Source organism: Mycobacterium sp. E802 (genome assembly GCF_001666875.1).
GTDB lineage: Bacteria > Actinomycetota > Actinomycetes > Mycobacteriales > Mycobacteriaceae > Mycobacterium.
In genome coordinates this window covers 21997-38760 of the sequence record NZ_LZJD01000093.1, presented here as the reverse complement: position 1 = coordinate 38760, position 16764 = coordinate 21997, and the positions used below count along the sequence as shown (strand labels likewise).

The window sequence follows — 16764 nt, the reverse complement described above, 5'->3', positions numbered from 1 at the left end:
GCGACGCGGCCTGCCATACCAGGCGGTCCTGCAGGGTGTGCTCGGATCGGGTCCTACGCTTTTTCACTGGCCCTCCAGATCAATCCTGCGGGAACATGCCCGAAGGCACTCCCCTGCCGTCCCAGTTGAGCAGGTTGACCCGCGATGGTCGGTCGGCATTGGCCGCCATGCCCCCGGTGGTCTGGCGGTGCTGCAGCGCGTGGAAGGTCTCCACCGCCACGGGCACCGGCCCGCCGCTGGCCTCACCGAACGGGCCCGATTCGTACATACCCGGGCCACCTTCGAAGGACAGCGAGCATCCGGGTTCCTCGGCCCCGGGTATCGCCTCGGCACTGTAGGCGGTCGGGATGACGTAGCGCTCTTCATATTTCGCCAGTGCCAGCAGCCGGTACATCTCGTAGATCTGTTCCTCGGTCATGCCGACGGCCGCCGGGATGTGCGGTTGGGTGTCGCGGCCGAGATTGATGTCGCGCATGTACGACCGCATCGCGGCGAGCCGGCGCAGCACTCCCTCGACGACGGCGGTGTCCCCGGCGGTGAACAGCCCGGCCAGGTACTCGATCGGGATGCGCAGTGCTTCCAGCGCCCCGAACAGATTGCCGACGTCCTCCCCGTCGTGCCCGTCGCGGCTGACCGCGTCGACGACCGGCGACAGCGGCGGGATGTACCACACCATCGGAACCGTCCGGAATTCCGGATGTAGCGGCAGCGCAACGCCGTAGGTGTGGATCAGCTTGTACACCGGGGAGCGTTGCGCGGCCTCGATCCACTCGTCGGAAATACCTTCGGCCCGTGCCCCGGCGATCACCTCGGGGTCGGTCGGGTCGAGCAGGATCTGCCGTTGCGCCTCGTAGAGGTCCTTGTCATCCGGTACCGAGGCCGCGTCCAGCACCCGGTCGACGTCGTAGAGCACCAGCCCCAGGTAGCGCAACCGGCCCACGCAGGTCTCCGAGCACACCGTCGGCAATCCGACCTCGATGCGCGGATAGCACAGCGTGCACTTCTCGGCCTTACCGGTCTTGTGGTTGAAATAGACCTTCTTGTAAGGGCATCCGGACACACACATGCGCCAGCCCCGGCAGCGGTCCTGATCCACCAGGACGATGCCGTCCTCCGACCGCTTGTACATCGCCCCGGACGGGCAGGACGCGACGCACGACGGGTTCAGGCAGTGCTCGCAGATCCGCGGCAGGTAGAACATGAAGGTCTGCTCGAGTTCGAGCTTGATCTGTTCGCTGACCTGTTTGAGGATCGGATCGCCGGGGACGATCTCCGGCGAACCGGCCAGATCGTCATCCCAGTTGGCCGACCACGACACCTTCATGGGCTTACCGGTGATCAGGCTGCGCGGCGGCGCGGTCGGGATGTGCTCGCCGAGCGGTGCCGAGGTCAGGTTCTCGTAGTCGTAGGTCCAGGGCTCGTAGTAATCCTCGATCGAGGGCAGCTTCGGGTTGGCGAAGATCCTGGCCAGTTTGGCCAGCCGGCCGCCGTCGCGGAGCCGCAGCCGGCCGCGCCGGTCCAACTTCCACCCCCCGCGCCACTTTTCCTGATCCTCATAGGTGCGTGGATAGCCTTGTCCGGGCCGGGTTTCGACGTTGTTGAACCAGACGTACTCGGTACCGGCCCGGTTGGTCCAGGCCTGCTTGCAGGTCACCGAACAGGTCTGGCACCCGATGCACTTGTCGAGGTTCATCACCATCGCCATCTGGGCCATGACCTTCACTGGTACTTCACCTCCTGTGAGCGGCGGCGGACCACCGTCACTTCATCACGTTGATTTCCGGTGGGGCCCAGATAGTTCCAGGCGAACGAATGCTGGGCATACCCGCCGGCGAGATGGCTGGGCTTGACCAACAGCCGGGTCAACGAATTGTGGATGCCGCCACGGGTTCCGGTGGTTTCGCTCAACGGCACGTCGATGGTGCGTTCCTGGGCGTGGTAGACGTACACCACGCCCTCGGGCATCCGGTGGCTCACCACCGCACGGCACACCAGCACCCCGTTGCGGTTGACCGCCTCGATCCAATCGTTGTCCTTCACCTCGATCTTCGCGGCGTCCAGTGGGCTCATCCACATCGTCGGGCCGCCGCGGGACAGCGACAGCATGAACAGGTTGTCCTGGTATTCCGAGTGGATCGACCACTTGGAATGCGGGGTCAGATAGCGGACCGTCAGTCCGATACCGTCACGGCCGAGCTTGGATTCGCCGAACAGCCGCGCCATGTCCAGCGGGGGACGGTAGATCGGCAGCTGCTCGCCGAGCTCCTCCAGCCAGTCGTGATCGACATAGAAGTGCATGCGGCCGGTGAGGGTGTGGAACGGCTTGAGCTCCTCGATGTTCACCGTGAACGGGGCGTAGCGCCGGCCGCCGGTCTCACTTCCCGACCACTCCGGGCTGGTGATCACCGGCACCGGCCGAGCCTGGGTGTCGGCGTAGGTGATCCGGCGTTCCTCGTTGCCGACGGCCAGATGGATGAGTTTGCGTCCGGTGCGCCGCTCGAGTTCGCGGAACCCCTCGACGGCCAGCCGGCCGTTCGACGTGCCCGACAGGGCCAGGATCACATCGGCCATGCGTTCGGCCGTGGTAACCGCCGGACGCCCTTGTGCCGCACCGGAGTCCATGACCCCGAACTTCGCGGCGAGTTCGGCGACCTCCTGGTCGGGATGCGTGGTGACGCCCTTGGTGGTCAAGCCGAGCGTGTCGACCAACGGTCCCAGCGCCGACCACTTCTGGGCAATCGCGGTGTAGTCGCGCTCCACCACCACCAACGGACCCATGGTCTTGCCCGGCACCGGTGTCTCCCCGGTGGTCCGCCAATCATGTTCGGTGCCACCCGGGTACGCCATCGCCCCCGGCGTGTCGTGCTGCAACGTCCCCATCACCACATCGGTGCGGGTGCCCAGGTGCCGGGCGGCCAACGTGCTGAAGGTCCGGGCAATCGCGCCGAACGCGTCGAAGTCCGAACGGGTTTCCCAAGGCGGGTCCACGGCCGGGCTGAACGCGTGTACGTAGGGGTGCATGTCGGTGCTCGACAGGTCGGCCTTCTCGTACCAGGTCGCCGCCGGCAACACCACGTCCGAGAGCAGCGTCGTCGAGGTCATGCGGAAGTCGATCGACATCAGCAGATCGAGCTTGCCTTCGGGGATCTCCTCGGTCCAGGCCACGTCGTTGGGCCGCAGGTCTGGACCGGTGGGCTCGGCCTGCACATTGGAGGTCGTGCCCAGCAGATGGCGCAGGAAGTACTCGTTGCCCTTGCTCGAGGAGCCCAGCAGGTTGGCCCGCCACACGTTGAGCACCCGCGGCCAGTTGGCCGGATTGTCCGGATCGGTGACCGCGAATTTGAGCCCACCACTGGCCAATTGCTCGGCCACATAGTCCGGCACTTCCTTTCCGGCGGCCTTGGCCTCGTCGACCACGTCCAGGCTCGAGCGGTCGAACTGCGGATAGAACGGCGTCCACCCCATGGCCACCGCCGAACTCAACACGTCCATGGTGTGCTTGTCGCGGAACCGGCCGCGGCCCACCGGGCTCGACAACGCGTCGGCACGGTAGCCGTCATAGCGCCACTGATCGGTGTGCACATACCAGTACGACGTCCCGGCCATCTGCCGCGGCGGACGCGACCAGTCGGTGCCCATCGCCATCGCCGCCCACCCCGTCACCGGACGGCACTTCTCCTGACCCACGTAATGCGCCCAGCCGCCACCGTTGCGGCCCATCGACCCGGTGAGCAGCAGCAGCGCGAGCACCGCGCGGTAGGTCGCGTCACCGTGGAACCACTGGCAGATGCCGGCCCCCATGATGATCATCGAGCGGCCGCCGGATTCCTCGGCGTTGCGGGCGAATTCACGGGCCACCCGGATGGCCTGGGCCGCCGACACCCCGGTGATCGGTTCCTGCCAGGCCGGCGTGTAGGGCCGGGTGGCGTCGTCGTACCCTCCTGGCCAGTCGCCGGGCAGGCCGGGGCGGTGCACGCCGTACTGGGCCAACATCAGGTCGAACACCGTGCACACCAGATGGTCCCCGACCCGACGCACCGGCACACCACGGCGCAGCGTCGCGCCGCTGCCGTCGACGGTGTCGAAGCGGGGCAGCGTGATCTCGGCGGTTTCGAAGAGGTCGCCCAGGACAGTCAACGCCGGAGACAGGTTCTCCAGATCCAGATTCCACTTGCCCAGGCCGTCGTTGCCGTAGCGGAATCCGAGCGAGCCCTGCGGTACCGCGACACTGTCGCTGGCGCCGTCGAGCAGCACCGGCTTGAATGCGGCGTTCTCCTGCTCGGCGATCTCCCCGCCGAGATCGGCAGCAGTGAGGTTCTTTCCGGGAACCAGCGCGCCGTCGCGCTCCTCGAGCTTGACCAGGAACGGTAGATCGGTGAACTGGCGGACGTAGTCGACGAAGTATGGAACCCGTTTCTGCACAAAGCATTCGTCGAGGATGACGTGGCCCATCGCCATTGCGAGTGCCCCGTCGGTGCCGGCCGCACACGGCATCCACTCGTCGGCGAACTTGGTGTTGTCGGCGTAATCGGGGCTGACCGTGACCACCTTGGTGCCGCGGTAACGGACCTCGGCCATCCAGTGCGCGTCAGGCGTACGGGTGACCGGAACGTTGGAGCCCCACATCATCAGATAGGCCGCGTCCCACCAGTCCCCGGATTCGGGCACGTCGGTCTGATCGCCGAACACCTGCGGGGAGGCCACCGGCAGATCGGCGTACCAGTCGTAGAACGACGTCATCACCCCGCCGAGGAGCTCGATGAACCGCGAGCCCGCCGCGAAGGACACCATCGACATCGCCGGGATCGGCGAGAACCCGGCCACCCGGTCGGGGCCATAGGTTTTGATGGTGTGCACGTGCGCGGCGGCGATCATCTCGGTGGCCTCGGCCCACGTCACCCGGACCAGACCGCCCTTGCCGCGGGCCTGGTGATAGCGCTTGCGCCGCGCCGGATCGGCCTGTATGTCGGCCCAGGCCAACACCGGATCCTTCAGTCGGGCCTTGGCTTCGCGGTACATCTCCACCAGCACGCCACGCGCATAGGGATACCGCACCCGCGTCGGCGAGTACGTGTACCACGAGAACGCCGCGCCGCGCGGGCAGCCGCGCGGCTCGTACTCGGGGCGGTCGGGCCCGACCGACGGATAGTCGGTCTCCTGGGTTTCCCAGGTGATGATCCCGTCCTTGACGTAGATCTTCCACGAGCACGATCCGGTGCAGTTGACGCCGTGGGTGGAGCGCACCACCTTGTCGTGACTCCACCGGTCGCGGTAGAACACATCCCCTTCCCGCCCGCCGGTTCGGGTGACCGTGCGCAGGTCCCCGGAGAACTCACCGGCGGTGAAGAACCGTCCACTGCGTTCGAGCAATTCCTCGATCGATCCGCCGATGTGCGGCTTCGTCATCGATACGCCTCCTCGGGCTGCGCCGGCTCCCGGGCATGCAGTCGCAGCGCGGTATAACCGAACGCCACCAACGCCGTTGCCACCAGCAGCACAAGCCCTACCGTGTAGTCGTTTTCAATCGGATCGTAGGACGCCCCCATCACCAATGGTGGGAAGTAACCGCCCAAACCGCCCGCTGCCGCGACAATCCCGGTCACCGAGCCGACTTCCTTCGCCGGTGACCGCCGGGCCACCCAGGCGAAGACCCCGCCGGTGCCGATGCCAAGGAAGATCGCCAGCCCGATGAAGGTCGACGCCGACCATACATCGGGCGGCGGCTGGAACATCGCCACGAACGCCAGCACCGCCGTACCCGCAAAAGAGGTCAGCACCACGTATTTGGGGGCGATCCGGTCCGACAGCGCGCCGCCGACGGGGCGGGCGAGCACCGCGGCCAACGCGAATCCGGCTGTGCGGGAGCCCGCTTCGACCGAGGAGAACTCGTAGATGGTCTTGATGTAGGTCGGCAGGTAATTGCTGAACGCCACGAACCCGCCGAACACCACGGCGTAGAGGAACGACATCTCCCACGTGACAGGCAGTTTCAGGGCTGATTTGAGCTTCGGCAGCACCGGGTCGGTGTTCGGCTGGAACACCGGCGAGTTCCGCATCGCGACCAGGCACAGCACCGCCGTGAGCGCCAGGGCGACCGCGATGATCAGGTGGGTGGTGAACAACCCGAACCATCGGACGAACCTCGGGGTGAAAAACGCCGACAACGCAGTGCCGACCATCCCCATGCCGAATACGCCCGTGGCATAACCGCGGCGGCTTGCCTCGTACCAGTTGTTGGCGAACGGGATGCCGACGGCGAAGATGGTGCCCGCGATGCCGAGGAAGAACCCACAGATCAGTAGCAGCGGATAGGACTTGGCCTCACCGGCCGCCCCGACCGCCAGCACCGGCACGATCGAGGCCAGCGTCACCGCGAGGAACATCGTGCGACCGCCGAACCTGTCGGTCAGCGAGCCGATGACGATGCGACCGAGCGATCCGACCAGAATCGGCGTGGCCACGAGCATCGAGGCCTGCGTACTGCTGAGCCTCATGTCACCGGCATAGGTGGTGGAGAGCGGGCCGATCATGTTCCAGGCCCAGAAATTGATGGCCGAGACCCAGGTGGCCAGCGCAAGATTCATGCCCTGGCCCCGGAGTGGCGTGGTAGCCGTGCTCACCACACCAACAAAACATCATCTTCGACGGGACTGCGTCATTTTGCCGGAAACGTTGCAAGCAGTTTCACAGAAATGTAATCCGCAACAACAACGTGCCGAAATTGTGCGGCAGGCTCCCTGCCTGCTGAAACAGCCGATATACCAACCCAATACACCGACCGGTTATACCGATCGCAGCACCTGCGCCAACTCGCCGAGCCAGGCCCGATCGGCCGGTACCCATGGCAGAGCATCGAGTTCGTCCACGCTCACCCACCGAAGGGCCCGGTGATCGTGTGGTTGCGGACTTCCCGCCGTCAGCGTGACCCGGTACGCGCGCAGGATCATTCCCGCGTGCAGTTCGACGTCGACCCCCAGACGTGCGCCGACGGCCACGTCGACACCGAGTTCTTCCTGCAGTTCCCGGGCCAGCGCGTCGGCGTCGCTCTCCCCCGCCGCCACTTTGCCACCGGGCAGCTCCCACAATCCGGCCAGCTCGGGCGGCCGCTGTCGTTGGGCGACCAACAGTCGGTCCGCCGAGAACAGCGCACCGGCCACGACGATCTGCTCACTCATCGCGCCCGACGGTATACCGTCGGGCATATGGCCGTGTTATCGAACGATCAGGTCGACGCCGCACTGCCCGATCTGCCGGGCTGGGAACGTGCGGAGGGCGCCCTGCGCAGATCCACCAAGTTCCCCACATTCCTCGACGGTATCGAGGCGGTGCGCCGCGTGGCCGAGTTCGCCGAACAGAAGGATCATCACCCCGATATCGACATCCGTTGGCGGACCGTCACATTCGCTTTGGTGACGCATTCCGCCGGTGGCATCACCGACAAGGACGTCCAGATGGCGCGGGAGATCAACCGGATTCTGTCCGACCAGCCCGAATAGTCGCGATCCACCCCAGCGTGGCCAGCGTCGCCACGATGTAGATCAGCCCGGCCCAGGCCAGATACCAGGGACGGCCGATCTCCCAGATCGTCGGCTGCGCGAAGCTGAGCAGCCACGGCACTCCGATCAGGGTCAGCGCCAACCAACCCCAGCCGAGGATTCGCGCACCGAGCCGGTCGGCCAACGGCCCGTGCAGCAACCAGATCATCAACGGGATCAACCACACCCAGTGGTGCGTCCACGAAATCGGGGAAAGCAGCAACCCGAACAGGCTCACGATCACGATCGCGCCGAGCCGGTCGGCACTGCCACCGACAGCCCGCCAGGCCAACACGGCCAGCACCGCGGTGACGGCGATGCCGAGAAGCACTGCCGGACCGTACCCGGCGTCATGGCCGAGGATGCGCGAAATGCCGCCCCGCCACGATTGATTGAACGACGTCCCGATCGGCCCGATCCGGCCGGCGTCACCGAGCAGTTCGGTGAAGTACCGGCGCGCCTGATCCCCTATCACCAATGCCGAAACCGCGATCGTCGCGAAGAACACCACCGCCGAGAACACCACGGTGGCCCACCGACGCGCCCCGAGGAAGTACAGCCCCGACACCGCCGGCGTCAGCTTGACCCCGGCGGCCACGCCCACCAGCAATCCCGACAACCACCAGCGGTTGCTGTAGACCGCGTAGAGCACGGCCAGCACCAGGACGACATTGACCTGGCCGTAGTCGAATGTGCTGCGCAGTGGTTCGGTCCAGATTCCGACAGCGGTCCACACCATCGCGACACGCCGGTCGTCCTGGCCCAACAGTCGCTGACTGATCCGCACCACGCCGTACAGCGCGGCGATGATGCCGAGCTGCCAGCAGAACGCCACGAGCCCGAAGGGCAGCAGATGCAGCGGATAGAACACCACCGCCGCGAACGGCGGATACGTGAAAGGCAATGGGAAATCGGGCGTCTGATCGGCGTAGACGTAGTCGTAGAGCGCACCGGGGCCGTCGAGCGTGGCGGCACCGCCGACGTAGACGTGGAGGTCGACGAAGTTGGCGCCGTTGGGCACCAGATACGTCCAGGCCAGGCGCGCCGCAATGCTGAGGACCAGCAACAGCGGGGCCAGACGGTAGAGCCGCGCGGTTGCCGAGACGTGGGTGGCCGGTTCGGTGTTAACGGTCACGACTTTAGCGACCCGCTCTGTGCCACCCGGCGCACCCGCCCGCCGGCCCGTCGCATCACGCGCCAGGCACTGCCCGATAACGAATTCAGACGGTGCCGTAACGGTTGAATAACCGCCACACGTGTCCCTTGAGTCACACCAGTAACTCGATAGTTTCGGGCTCAGACGTGCAAGCAACCGATTGGGAGAACCATGATCTTCACCTGGAAAACAGTTTCCACCAGCGTGATCGCGGCCGCCGGCGCAGTCCCGGTCGCGTTGGCGCTCAGCGCAACAGCGAACGCCGATCCGGTGGCCCCGGCCCCGGCGCCCGCACCGGGCCTGCCGATCGTCAACCAACTCGCCGGCGTACCGGCCGCCGCGCCGCAGCTGCTGCAGAATGTCGGCTCGGCGCTGTCGGGCACCCCTGCCCCCGCCCCGGCACCGGCCCCGATGGCCACCGCATCGGTGACGCTGCCGCAGACCGCGGCCACGGCGCCCACCGCAGCTTCGGCCAACGCACCCCTGGGGTCTCTGGTACCGGGCCTGCCCTCGGCCCCGGCCGTTCCGGCTGCCGCCCCGGCCGCCACGACGGCTCCGGCCAACGGCCTGGCCTCGCTGGTGCCCTCGGCCGAGGTGAAGATCCCGCAGGTTCCCGGCATGCCGCTGCCGCTGCCCCAGTCGGTGAACATCCCGGGTGACCTCGCGTCGCTGGTTCCGGTCGCGGCCCAGACGGCCTTGCCTGCCGGTGCCCCGGCCGTTGCGGCGGCTCCGGCGGTCGCAACGCCTGCGGCTGCTGCTGCCCCGGCGACCGCGCCGGGTGTCGCAGCGTTGGCTCCGCTGCTGACCGCCGGCCTGCCCTGATCCACCGAACTGGTCTGACCGCCCGAAACGATGGGAAAGCCATGTCATCGCGTATGTCACTGAAAACGCTGTTCGGCACCGCCGCGGCAATCGGGTCCACCACCCTGTTGCTGTTCGGCACTGCCGTAGCCAACGCCGATCCGGCACCGCTGCCGATCGACGCGCAACAGGCACCCGGATTGTCGGCGGTATCGGAGTTGAGCCCGATCATCCAACAGGCTGCGGCCGACCCCGCCGGTGCGGCTCAGCTGTTGATGGCTGCCGCTCAGGCGTTCGCGGCCAACAAGTCGGAACCGGCCGCGTCCAACAACATCGCCACGGCGGTCAACCAGTTCGCCTCCCAACCCGTCGCCGCGCCCGAGCACATCCCGGCCGCGGGCGCGGGTCTCGACGCGCACCTGCCTGCGGGCGTCGACCCGGTCCATGCGGCCGGGCCGGCCCCCGAGGCGCTGCCCGCGCCTGCCCCGGAAGCTGCCCCCGCACCGGCTCCCGCGCCGGAAGCGGCCCCCGCTCCTGAAGCGGCCCCGGCTCCCCCGGCACCGCCGGCCCCGGGGGCAGTCCCGGCCGCTGTCACGATCCCGGCGCCTGCGCCCGCGCCCGCACCGGCTCCCGCGCCGGCGGGCGCACCGAACTTCGGCCCGGACGCGCCGACGACGCAGGACTTCATGTACCCGTCGATCAGCAACGGGTGTCTGAAGGACGGCGGAAACGTTCTGGCGACGGCGATCTCAGTGGCGGGTCCGGCCACGATTCCGCTGCCGGGGCCGAAGGCCGGGCAGACCGCCTACGTGTTCACCGCCATCGGCACCCCGGGTCCGGCCGCCGAACAGAAGCTGCCGCTCAACGCCACGTGGGTGAACCTCACCACCGGCAAGTCCGGGAGCGTGACGCTGCAGCCGCGCTCGGACATCAACCCCGAAGGCCCGACCACGCTGACCGCCATCGCCGACACCGGCTCCGGCAGCATCATGTCGACGATCTTCGGGCAGGTCACCACGACCGAGAAGCAGTGCCAGTTCATGCCCACCATCGGATCCACGGTGGTGCCCTGACCACACCATATGAATGGGGAAACGAAATTCCCGGTCGCTGGCCTCATGGCCGGCGACCGGGAATTTTGTGTAGGGGCTGAAAGTCGGAGGCTCAGTAAGCCATGAAGAGAATCATCTCCCGGTCGTATTCGCGGCCGGGGTGCTGCTGGGCCAGGTGCGCCTGGGCCTTCTCGACAAGGTCGTCCTCGTCGGTACCGCTGATCGCTTCGCCACACGGGCAGTTCAAATGTGTCTTCGCCATATCCTCACTTTCGCATATGTGAGATAGATGTAGCCATGGACTTGTACGACGTCATGCGCACCACCGGAGCCGCGCGCCAGTTCACCGACGATCCGCTGCCCGACGACGTGCTGGAACGAATACTCGACAACGCCCGCTTCGCGCCCAGCGGCGGCAACCGCCAAGGCTCACGCGTGGTGGTGGTCCGTGACCGCGCCACCCGCGAGGCCCTCGCCGATCTCGGCGTCACCGGATCGCGTCGCTACATCGCGCAGCAACGCAACGGCGAAAGCCCGTGGAACCCGGTGCATCCCATGCGGGTATCGGATGCCGACGTCGCCGCGGTGAAGGTTCCGCGAGCCACCCACCTCGTCGACGCCGCGGTGGTCCTGGTGGTGTGCGTCGACTTGGGGGTCGTCGCGGCGTTCGACCAGGATCTCGACCGGATCGGCGTCGTCTCCGGGGCTTCGGTGTATCCGTTCGTGTGGAACATCCTGCTGGCCGCGCGCAACGAAGGTTACGGAGGTGTGCTCACCACCATGGCCGTGGCCGAAGAACCCAAGGTGAAGGCCCTGCTCGGCATACCCGGGGATTACGCGGTCGCCGCAGTGCTGCCACTCGGCAAACCCGTACGCCAACTCACCAAGCTCACACGCAAGTCCGTGGCCGAGATCGCCACCCGGGAACGGTTCGACGGGCCGGCGTTCTGACGCGTCGTCGACGGTGCATTCAGATCGCGAATCCGCGCCGAAACGCGATCTGAACGCACGCTCGGCGCGGTTAGGCTTTGGCCTGCTTGGCCATTTTCGCCGCGGCCTTCATTTCCTTCTTGTAGGCCCGCACCTTCTGCAACGATCCGGGATCGACCACATCGGCCACTGACATGAAGCTGCCTTCGTTGCCGTAATCACCCGCGGCCTCACGCCAGCCCGCCGGCGTCACGCCGTACTGCTTGCCCAACAGCGCCAAGAAGATCCGCGCCTTCTGATCACCGAACCCGGGTAGACGCTTGAGCCGGCGCAACACCTCTTTGCCGTCGGGATCGCCACCGGTCCACAAAGCCGTCACGTCACCGTCGTATTCGTCGACGATCGCACGCGCCAACTCCTGCACGCGCTTGCCCATCGATCCCGGAAACCGGTGTATCGCCGGGGTTTGGGACACCAGGGCGATGAACTCGTCCGGGTGGTAGTCGGCGATCTCGCGGGCGTCGACGGCACCGAGGCGGTCGGCGATCTTCTTGGGGCCGGCGAACGCCGTCTCCATCGGGATCTGCTGATCCAACAACATCCCCACCAACAGCGCGAACGGGTTGGCCTCCAGCAGGGCGTCGGCCTCCGGATCTTGGACTAGCTGCAGTTTTCCCACGTCGTCAGTCTAGGACCAGCCACGTTTTTGACGCCGGTGTCGGCCCAGTGTGGGAAAGTACTCGCGATAACCGGTGGTGTGCCCATAGGAGATGGACATGAGACGCGTCGTTGTACCGCTTTTTGCCGCGCTGGCTACGGCGCTTGCCTTGGCCGCGACAGCCAACGCGATCCCCGACCAGGGCACGCCGGAGTTCGACAACTACATGCAGGGCCTGGACCGCAACGGCTTCCACTTGAACCCCGACACCGCGTGGCGGGTCGCGCATCAGGCGTGCGTCGGGGGCATCCCGGGATACATCGGATTGGAACTGGCCGCCCAGGGCGTGTTCGGCCCCGGTTCGGAGCAGCGCGTGTACGACGTGGCCCGAAAGTACGCCTGCCCGGTTCAGTAGCGGCACCGCGCGGCGGCCAGTCGCCGGTTTAAGGTTGGCCGCACGATGTCCGGCGAAGTTGCACTCGCGCTGGCCCTGGCGCTGATCCTGGCGGCCGTCGCCGCCGTCGTCGTGGTGCGCACCCGCAGGGTCGTCGCCACCCCCACCGAGCGCGCAGTACATGCGGCCTTACACACCGCCGCGCAGGCCGCCCGCGCGTTACGGCAAGGCCTGGACACCGAATCCGCCACCACCGCGGCGCCGTACCTGCGTGAGCTCACCGGCACGGCGGGATTGGCTCTGTTCGACGACGATGCGGCCCTGCTGGCCCGCGATCACGCCGATGAGGCGATCTGGCATCCCGACATCGTCGAGGTCTGTGCCGACACCGCTCGCGAATCCATCAACGCCGGACGTCGGGTGCTGCGCACCGTGCGATCGACCGCGGTGGTGGCCCAGCCGCTGCTCACCGAGGGCGGCGAGGTGCTCGGCGCCCTCGTCGTGCTGGCACCGGCCAGTCCAGGCCCCGGCATGCTCGGTGCGGTCGGCGAGGTGGCCCGTTATGCCGCCAGCCAGATCGAGTTGGCCGAACTCGATGCATCCCGCGCCCGCCTGGACCGGGCCGAGGTGCTGGCGTTGCGGGCCCAGATCAGCCCGCACTTCATCTACAACGCGCTCAACACGATCGCGTCGTTCGTCCGCACCGACCCCGATCGGGCCCGTGAGCTGATCCTGGAATTCGCCGACTTCACCCGCTATTCGTTCCGCGCGGCAGGCCAATACACCACGCTGGCCGACGAGCTGCGCAACATCGACCGATACCTGATCTTGGAACGCGCCCGATTCGGCGCCAATCTGCTGGTGCGGCTGCGGGTGGCGCCCGAGGTACTCAACGTCGTGGTGCCGTTCCTGGCGCTGCAGCCCCTGGTCGAAAATGCCGTGCGGCACGGGCTGGCCGGACAGGGCGGCGGATCGGTGGAGATCATCGCGCGCGACGCGGGCACCGAATGCGTGATCACCGTGGAGGACGACGGCGTCGGCATGGATCCCGACGCGCTCCGTGCCGGCCCCGGCGATGCACTGGCCGATCGCACCGACGAATCCGCGCACGTCGGGCTGACGAATGTGGATCATCGGCTGCGCGCGGCTTTCGGCAACGACTACGGTCTGGTGGTCGAGACAGCGGTCGGTGCCGGCACCAAAGTGGTGATGCGTGTGCCGAAGTTCCGCTCGGGGATACGAGCCAGCGGAGGTGCACTCACATGACGAGCGCGAAACTGACCGTCCTGGCCGTCGACGACGAGGCCCCCGCCCTCGACGAGCTCGCCTACCTGTTGGGCCGACACCCCGACGTCGCCGACGTGTACACCGCATCCGACGCCACCTCGGCGCTGCGTGAACTCAATCAGCACGCCATCGACGCGGTGTTCCTCGATATCAACATGCCCGGCCTGTCGGGGATCGAATTGGCCGGGGTGCTGGCCAATTACGCGCACCGCCCGGCCGTGGTGTTCGTGACCGCCCACGAGGACAAAGCGGTGGCCGCCTTCGACGTCGGTGCCGTCGACTATCTGCTCAAGCCGATCCGGCAGAACCGGCTCGACGAGGCGGTGCGACGCGTGGCTGCCGGCACCGCAACCGCCCACGGCGGTGGGGCTGCGGCGCACGACGATCAGGACTGGAACGTCATCCCCGCCGAGCTCGGCGGTATCACCCATCTGGTGCCCCGCGACAGCATCGGCTGGGTCGAGGCCGAAGGCGACTACGCCCGGCTGCACTCGGCTACTGGTGCGCATCTGGTTCGAATACCGTTGAGCACCTTGGAAACCCGATGGCGCGATCATGGCTTCCAACGCATCCACCGCTCGTATCTGGTGTCTTTGCGGCAAGTGACCGGTCTGCGAAGCGCCGACGGCGCCGTACTGGTGCGGTTGCGCGCCAACGGGTCCTCACCCGCGGTCGAGTTACCGGTGAGCCGCCGACAGGCACGCGAACTGCGCGACCGGCTGGTCCGTGATCCGATGCGCTCACTGAAACCGGCGGGCACCGATGAGTGAGCGCCCCGGATCCTCTGGGCGGCCCGCGCGCGAGCGCGTGGTCCTCGCCCACCGCCGCGGCGCCCGCATGGTGCGCACCCGCGTCGAGGTCGCCGAGCAGACCCAGGTGGGCGACGCCCTGGTTCGCGGGCTGGTGCGCACCCAGCTGGGGCTCGCGCTGCGGCTCACCGCGGTGGTGGTGACGATCGTCGTTACGCTCGTACTCGTCAACGCCATGGTGCCGGATCTGGCCGCGCTCAGCGTGTTCGGGGTCCGGCTCAACTGGCTGATCCTGGCCGGACTGCTCTACCCGCTGCTGTACGGCGTGGGACGGATGTATGTCCGGCTGGCCGAGCAGGGCGAACGGGATTTCGTCCGGGTGGTCGACAGCGAACCATGACCGGCGCCCCGTTGACCGCCGCCGCACTCCTGTTCGCCGCGGTCGCCACCATCGTGATCGGTATGTACGGCGTCCGCCTGTCGCGCACCACGTCGGACTTCCTGGTCGCCTCCCGCAGCATCGGACCGCAGTGGAACGCCGCCGCGATTTCCGGTGAATATCTCTCGGCGGCTTCGTTTCTCGGGGTGGCCGGGCTGATCGCCAAATATGGCGCCGACGCGCTGTGGTACCCGGTCGGTTTCACCGCGGGATATCTGGGCCTGCTGTTGTTCGTGGCAGCGCCACTGCGCCGGTCGGGGGCCTACACCGTGCCGGACTTCGCCGAATTCCGGTTGGGCTCGGTCAGATTGCGCAAGGTCGCCATGCTTGTGGTCGTGATGATCTGCCTGTTCTACCTGGCGCCGCAGTATCAGGGCGCCGGGTTGGCCCTGAAAACGCTTCTGGGCGTTCCGGTCTGGATCGGCCCCCTGTCGGTGGGGGCTATCGTGATCATGAATGTGGTGGCCGGCGGCATGCGGTCGATCACGTTCGTGCAGGCGTTCCAGTACTGGCTCAAGCTCACTGCAGTCGCCATCCCCGCGTTGGCGCTGCTGGGATTGTTCGTCGGCGACCGAGGCGAATTGGGCGGCCCACTGCCGCCGACCGTGCAGCATCAGACCACCGTCCAGATCGAGACCGACGTCGTGGTGCAGGTCATCGAACCGGCCGGTATCACGGTGACCGGCGATCTGGACGGCCGCCACGTCGACTCCGCCACGATCACCGCGCCCGGGCAGCACACCCTCGGCGCGGGTACCGCGCTGACCTTGGCGGCCGGTGCCGCGACGCCCGTCGTGGCCGGCACCCCGGGCACCGGCAGTGAGTGGATCGCCTCCGGTGGCGGCCTGGGCGGCGGACATCCGCTCTACCAGGTGTTGTCGATCATCGTGGCGACATTCCTCGGCACCCTCGGTCTGCCCCATGTGCTGGTCCGCTTCTACACGAACCCCGACGGGCAGGCCGCGCGCCGCACGGCCCTGGCGGTGGTGGCGTTGCTGTCGGTGTTCTACCTCTTCCCGGTCCTGCTCGGGGTGTTCTCCCGGCTGTATGTTCCCCAGCTGTTGATCACCGGAACCGCCGATGCCGCAGTGCTTTTGGCGCCGGGGGCAGCCGTCGGCGGGGTCGGCGGACAACTGCTGGCCGCCCTCGTGGCCGCCGGCGCCATCGCGGCATTTCTGGCCACGTCGTCCGGGCTGCTGGTCAGCATCGCCGGCGCCCTGGCCACCGACGTGCTGCGCGGCCGGGTCCGCGACTTCCGGGTGGCGGCGGTGGTCGGCGGACTGATCCCGATCCCGTTGTCACTGATGGTCTCCGGGCTGGAGCTGTCCCGCAGCGTCGGCCTGGCGTTCGCCGTCGCAGCGTCCACATTGTGCCCGCTGCTGGTGCTCGGCATCTGGTGGCGCGGCCTGACCGCGGTGGGCGCGGCATGCGGTCTCGTGGTCGGCGGGTCGGTATGCGGCGGGGCGGTCCTCGTGGCGATCACCGGTGGCGTGGACGACGCCCTTCTCGGCGGCTGGCCCGCGGTGATGGTGGATTATCCCGCCGCGGTCAGCGTGCCGATCGCCTTTCTCACCATGATCGGGGTCAGCCTGGTCACCCGACCCACCCCCGGCGTCGCGCAGATCTTCGCGCGCATGCATGTGCCCGAACGGCTCGGTCTGGGTATCGAGCGCCTCCCCACCGGCTGAGCCGCCTGCCGCTCAGCCCCGACGACCGACCGTTCGGCGCAACCACGCCCGAATTCGGCGTATCGACGGCCGATA

At 67.4% G+C, this 16764-nt stretch carries 16 protein-coding genes; 9 read left to right on the top strand and 7 right to left on the bottom strand.

Annotation, left to right across the window (positions count from 1 at the left end; genetic code table 11):
- Window positions 1–79 precede the first annotated feature (79 nt).
- The 4 genes from narH to A5699_RS14100 all read right to left on the bottom strand — a co-directional run bounded on the left by narH (window position 80) and on the right by A5699_RS14100 (window position 7175).
- A complete protein-coding gene (gene narH / locus A5699_RS14115; RefSeq protein ID WP_067770239.1) occupies window positions 80–1723 on the bottom strand; it encodes a nitrate reductase subunit beta in 1644 nt (547 codons plus the stop codon).
- Window positions 1720–5406: a nitrate reductase subunit alpha gene (locus A5699_RS14110; RefSeq protein WP_067770237.1), complete on the bottom strand. Its 3687-nt coding sequence runs from the start codon at window positions 5404–5406 to the stop codon at window positions 1720–1722. Before A5699_RS14110 ends, narH begins: the two co-directional genes overlap by 4 nt.
- Entirely contained in the window at window positions 5403–6584 is a 1182-nt protein-coding gene (locus A5699_RS14105) for a NarK/NasA family nitrate transporter (RefSeq protein ID WP_197508291.1), read from the bottom strand. Before A5699_RS14105 ends, A5699_RS14110 begins: the two co-directional genes overlap by 4 nt.
- Before the next feature lie 198 nt (window positions 6585–6782).
- Window positions 6783–7175, bottom strand: a complete 393-nt coding sequence (locus A5699_RS14100; protein ID WP_067770321.1) for a (deoxy)nucleoside triphosphate pyrophosphohydrolase — start codon at window positions 7173–7175, stop codon at window positions 6783–6785.
- Between the two features lie 27 nt (window positions 7176–7202).
- On the opposite strand from A5699_RS14100, the gene A5699_RS14095 reads away from it, so the two are divergent.
- On the top strand, window positions 7203–7496 hold the full coding sequence (locus A5699_RS14095) for a 4a-hydroxytetrahydrobiopterin dehydratase (RefSeq protein ID WP_067770235.1): 294 nt from the start codon (window positions 7203–7205) through the stop codon (window positions 7494–7496).
- Here A5699_RS14095 and A5699_RS14090 read toward each other — a convergent pair.
- Window positions 7465–8736 carry a mannosyltransferase gene (locus A5699_RS14090; RefSeq protein WP_082957711.1) on the bottom strand — a complete coding sequence of 424 codons (1272 nt, stop codon included), beginning with the start codon at window positions 8734–8736 and terminating at the stop codon, window positions 7465–7467. The genes A5699_RS14095 and A5699_RS14090 overlap by 32 nt on opposite strands.
- 126 nt (window positions 8737–8862) lie before the next feature.
- Here A5699_RS14090 and A5699_RS14085 point away from each other — a divergent pair, with 126 nt between their 5' ends.
- On the top strand, window positions 8863–9513 hold the full coding sequence (locus A5699_RS14085; RefSeq protein WP_067770233.1) for a hypothetical protein: 651 nt from the start codon (window positions 8863–8865) through the stop codon (window positions 9511–9513).
- A gap of 53 nt (window positions 9514–9566) precedes the next feature.
- Window positions 9567–10565: a hypothetical protein gene (locus A5699_RS14080; RefSeq protein ID WP_067770231.1), complete on the top strand. Its 999-nt coding sequence runs from the start codon at window positions 9567–9569 to the stop codon at window positions 10563–10565.
- A 91-nt stretch (window positions 10566–10656) separates the two neighbouring features.
- On the opposite strand, the gene A5699_RS14075 is transcribed toward A5699_RS14080, so the two are convergent.
- Window positions 10657–10806: a DUF1059 domain-containing protein gene (locus A5699_RS14075; RefSeq protein ID WP_003882209.1), complete on the bottom strand. Its 150-nt coding sequence runs from the start codon at window positions 10804–10806 to the stop codon at window positions 10657–10659.
- Between the two features lie 35 nt (window positions 10807–10841).
- On the opposite strand from A5699_RS14075, the gene A5699_RS14070 reads away from it, so the two are divergent.
- A complete protein-coding gene (locus tag A5699_RS14070) occupies window positions 10842–11495 on the top strand; it encodes a nitroreductase family protein (RefSeq protein WP_067770229.1) in 654 nt (217 codons plus the stop codon).
- A 70-nt stretch (window positions 11496–11565) separates the two neighbouring features.
- Here the strand turns inward: A5699_RS14070 and A5699_RS14065 are convergent, their stop codons facing one another.
- The gene (locus A5699_RS14065) at window positions 11566–12153 is read right to left on the bottom strand and encodes an HhH-GPD-type base excision DNA repair protein (RefSeq protein WP_067770227.1); all 588 of its coding nucleotides are present in this window, start codon (window positions 12151–12153) and stop codon (window positions 11566–11568) included.
- Window positions 12154–12244: 91 nt separating this feature from the next.
- Between A5699_RS14065 and A5699_RS14060 the strand changes: the two genes are divergently transcribed.
- From A5699_RS14060 to A5699_RS14040, 5 genes are read left to right on the top strand one after another with little or no spacing between them, the layout of a single operon-like run.
- Window positions 12245–12547, top strand: coding sequence for a DUF732 domain-containing protein (locus A5699_RS14060; protein WP_067770225.1), 303 nt, complete (start codon window positions 12245–12247; stop codon window positions 12545–12547).
- 45 nt (window positions 12548–12592) lie between these two features.
- Window positions 12593–13792, top strand: a complete 1200-nt coding sequence (locus A5699_RS14055; RefSeq protein WP_067770223.1) for a sensor histidine kinase — start codon at window positions 12593–12595, stop codon at window positions 13790–13792.
- Window positions 13789–14583 carry a LytTR family DNA-binding domain-containing protein gene (locus A5699_RS14050; protein ID WP_067770221.1) on the top strand — a complete coding sequence of 265 codons (795 nt, stop codon included), beginning with the start codon at window positions 13789–13791 and terminating at the stop codon, window positions 14581–14583. Before A5699_RS14055 ends, A5699_RS14050 begins: the two co-directional genes overlap by 4 nt.
- Window positions 14576–14962, top strand: coding sequence for a hypothetical protein (locus A5699_RS14045; protein ID WP_067770219.1), 387 nt, complete (start codon window positions 14576–14578; stop codon window positions 14960–14962). The genes A5699_RS14050 and A5699_RS14045 overlap by 8 nt, the downstream gene beginning before the upstream one ends.
- Window positions 14959–16689 (top strand): cation acetate symporter, encoded by a 1731-nt coding sequence (locus A5699_RS14040; protein WP_067770217.1) that lies wholly within the window; start codon window positions 14959–14961, stop codon window positions 16687–16689. Before A5699_RS14045 ends, A5699_RS14040 begins: the two co-directional genes overlap by 4 nt.
- The last annotated feature ends 75 nt before the right edge of the window (window positions 16690–16764 follow it).

What these genes read in the sequence shown, in the direction of transcription:
- A5699_RS14110 (WP_067770237.1), bottom strand. Translation starts at nt 5,406, where the DNA reads ATGACGAAGCCGCACATCGGCGGATCGATCGAGGAATTGCTCGAACGC.
- A5699_RS14075 (WP_003882209.1), bottom strand. Translation starts at nt 10,806, where the DNA reads ATGGCGAAGACACATTTGAACTGCCCGTGTGGCGAAGCGATCAGCGGT.
- A5699_RS14050 (WP_067770221.1), top strand. Translation starts at nt 13,789, where the DNA reads ATGACGAGCGCGAAACTGACCGTCCTGGCCGTCGACGACGAGGCCCCC.
- A5699_RS14095 (WP_067770235.1), top strand. Translation starts at nt 7,203, where the DNA reads ATGGCCGTGTTATCGAACGATCAGGTCGACGCCGCACTGCCCGATCTG.
- A5699_RS14080 (WP_067770231.1), top strand. Translation starts at nt 9,567, where the DNA reads ATGTCACTGAAAACGCTGTTCGGCACCGCCGCGGCAATCGGGTCCACC.
- A5699_RS14040 (WP_067770217.1), top strand. Translation starts at nt 14,959, where the DNA reads ATGACCGGCGCCCCGTTGACCGCCGCCGCACTCCTGTTCGCCGCGGTC.
- A5699_RS14085 (WP_067770233.1), top strand. Translation starts at nt 8,863, where the DNA reads ATGATCTTCACCTGGAAAACAGTTTCCACCAGCGTGATCGCGGCCGCC.
- A5699_RS14070 (WP_067770229.1), top strand. Translation starts at nt 10,842, where the DNA reads ATGGACTTGTACGACGTCATGCGCACCACCGGAGCCGCGCGCCAGTTC.
- A5699_RS14060 (WP_067770225.1), top strand. Translation starts at nt 12,245, where the DNA reads ATGGACATGAGACGCGTCGTTGTACCGCTTTTTGCCGCGCTGGCTACG.
- A5699_RS14055 (WP_067770223.1), top strand. Translation starts at nt 12,593, where the DNA reads ATGTCCGGCGAAGTTGCACTCGCGCTGGCCCTGGCGCTGATCCTGGCG.
- A5699_RS14100 (WP_067770321.1), bottom strand. Translation starts at nt 7,175, where the DNA reads ATGAGTGAGCAGATCGTCGTGGCCGGTGCGCTGTTCTCGGCGGACCGA.
- A5699_RS14105 (WP_197508291.1), bottom strand. Translation starts at nt 6,584, where the DNA reads ATGAATCTTGCGCTGGCCACCTGGGTCTCGGCCATCAATTTCTGGGCC.
- A5699_RS14045 (WP_067770219.1), top strand. Translation starts at nt 14,576, where the DNA reads ATGAGTGAGCGCCCCGGATCCTCTGGGCGGCCCGCGCGCGAGCGCGTG.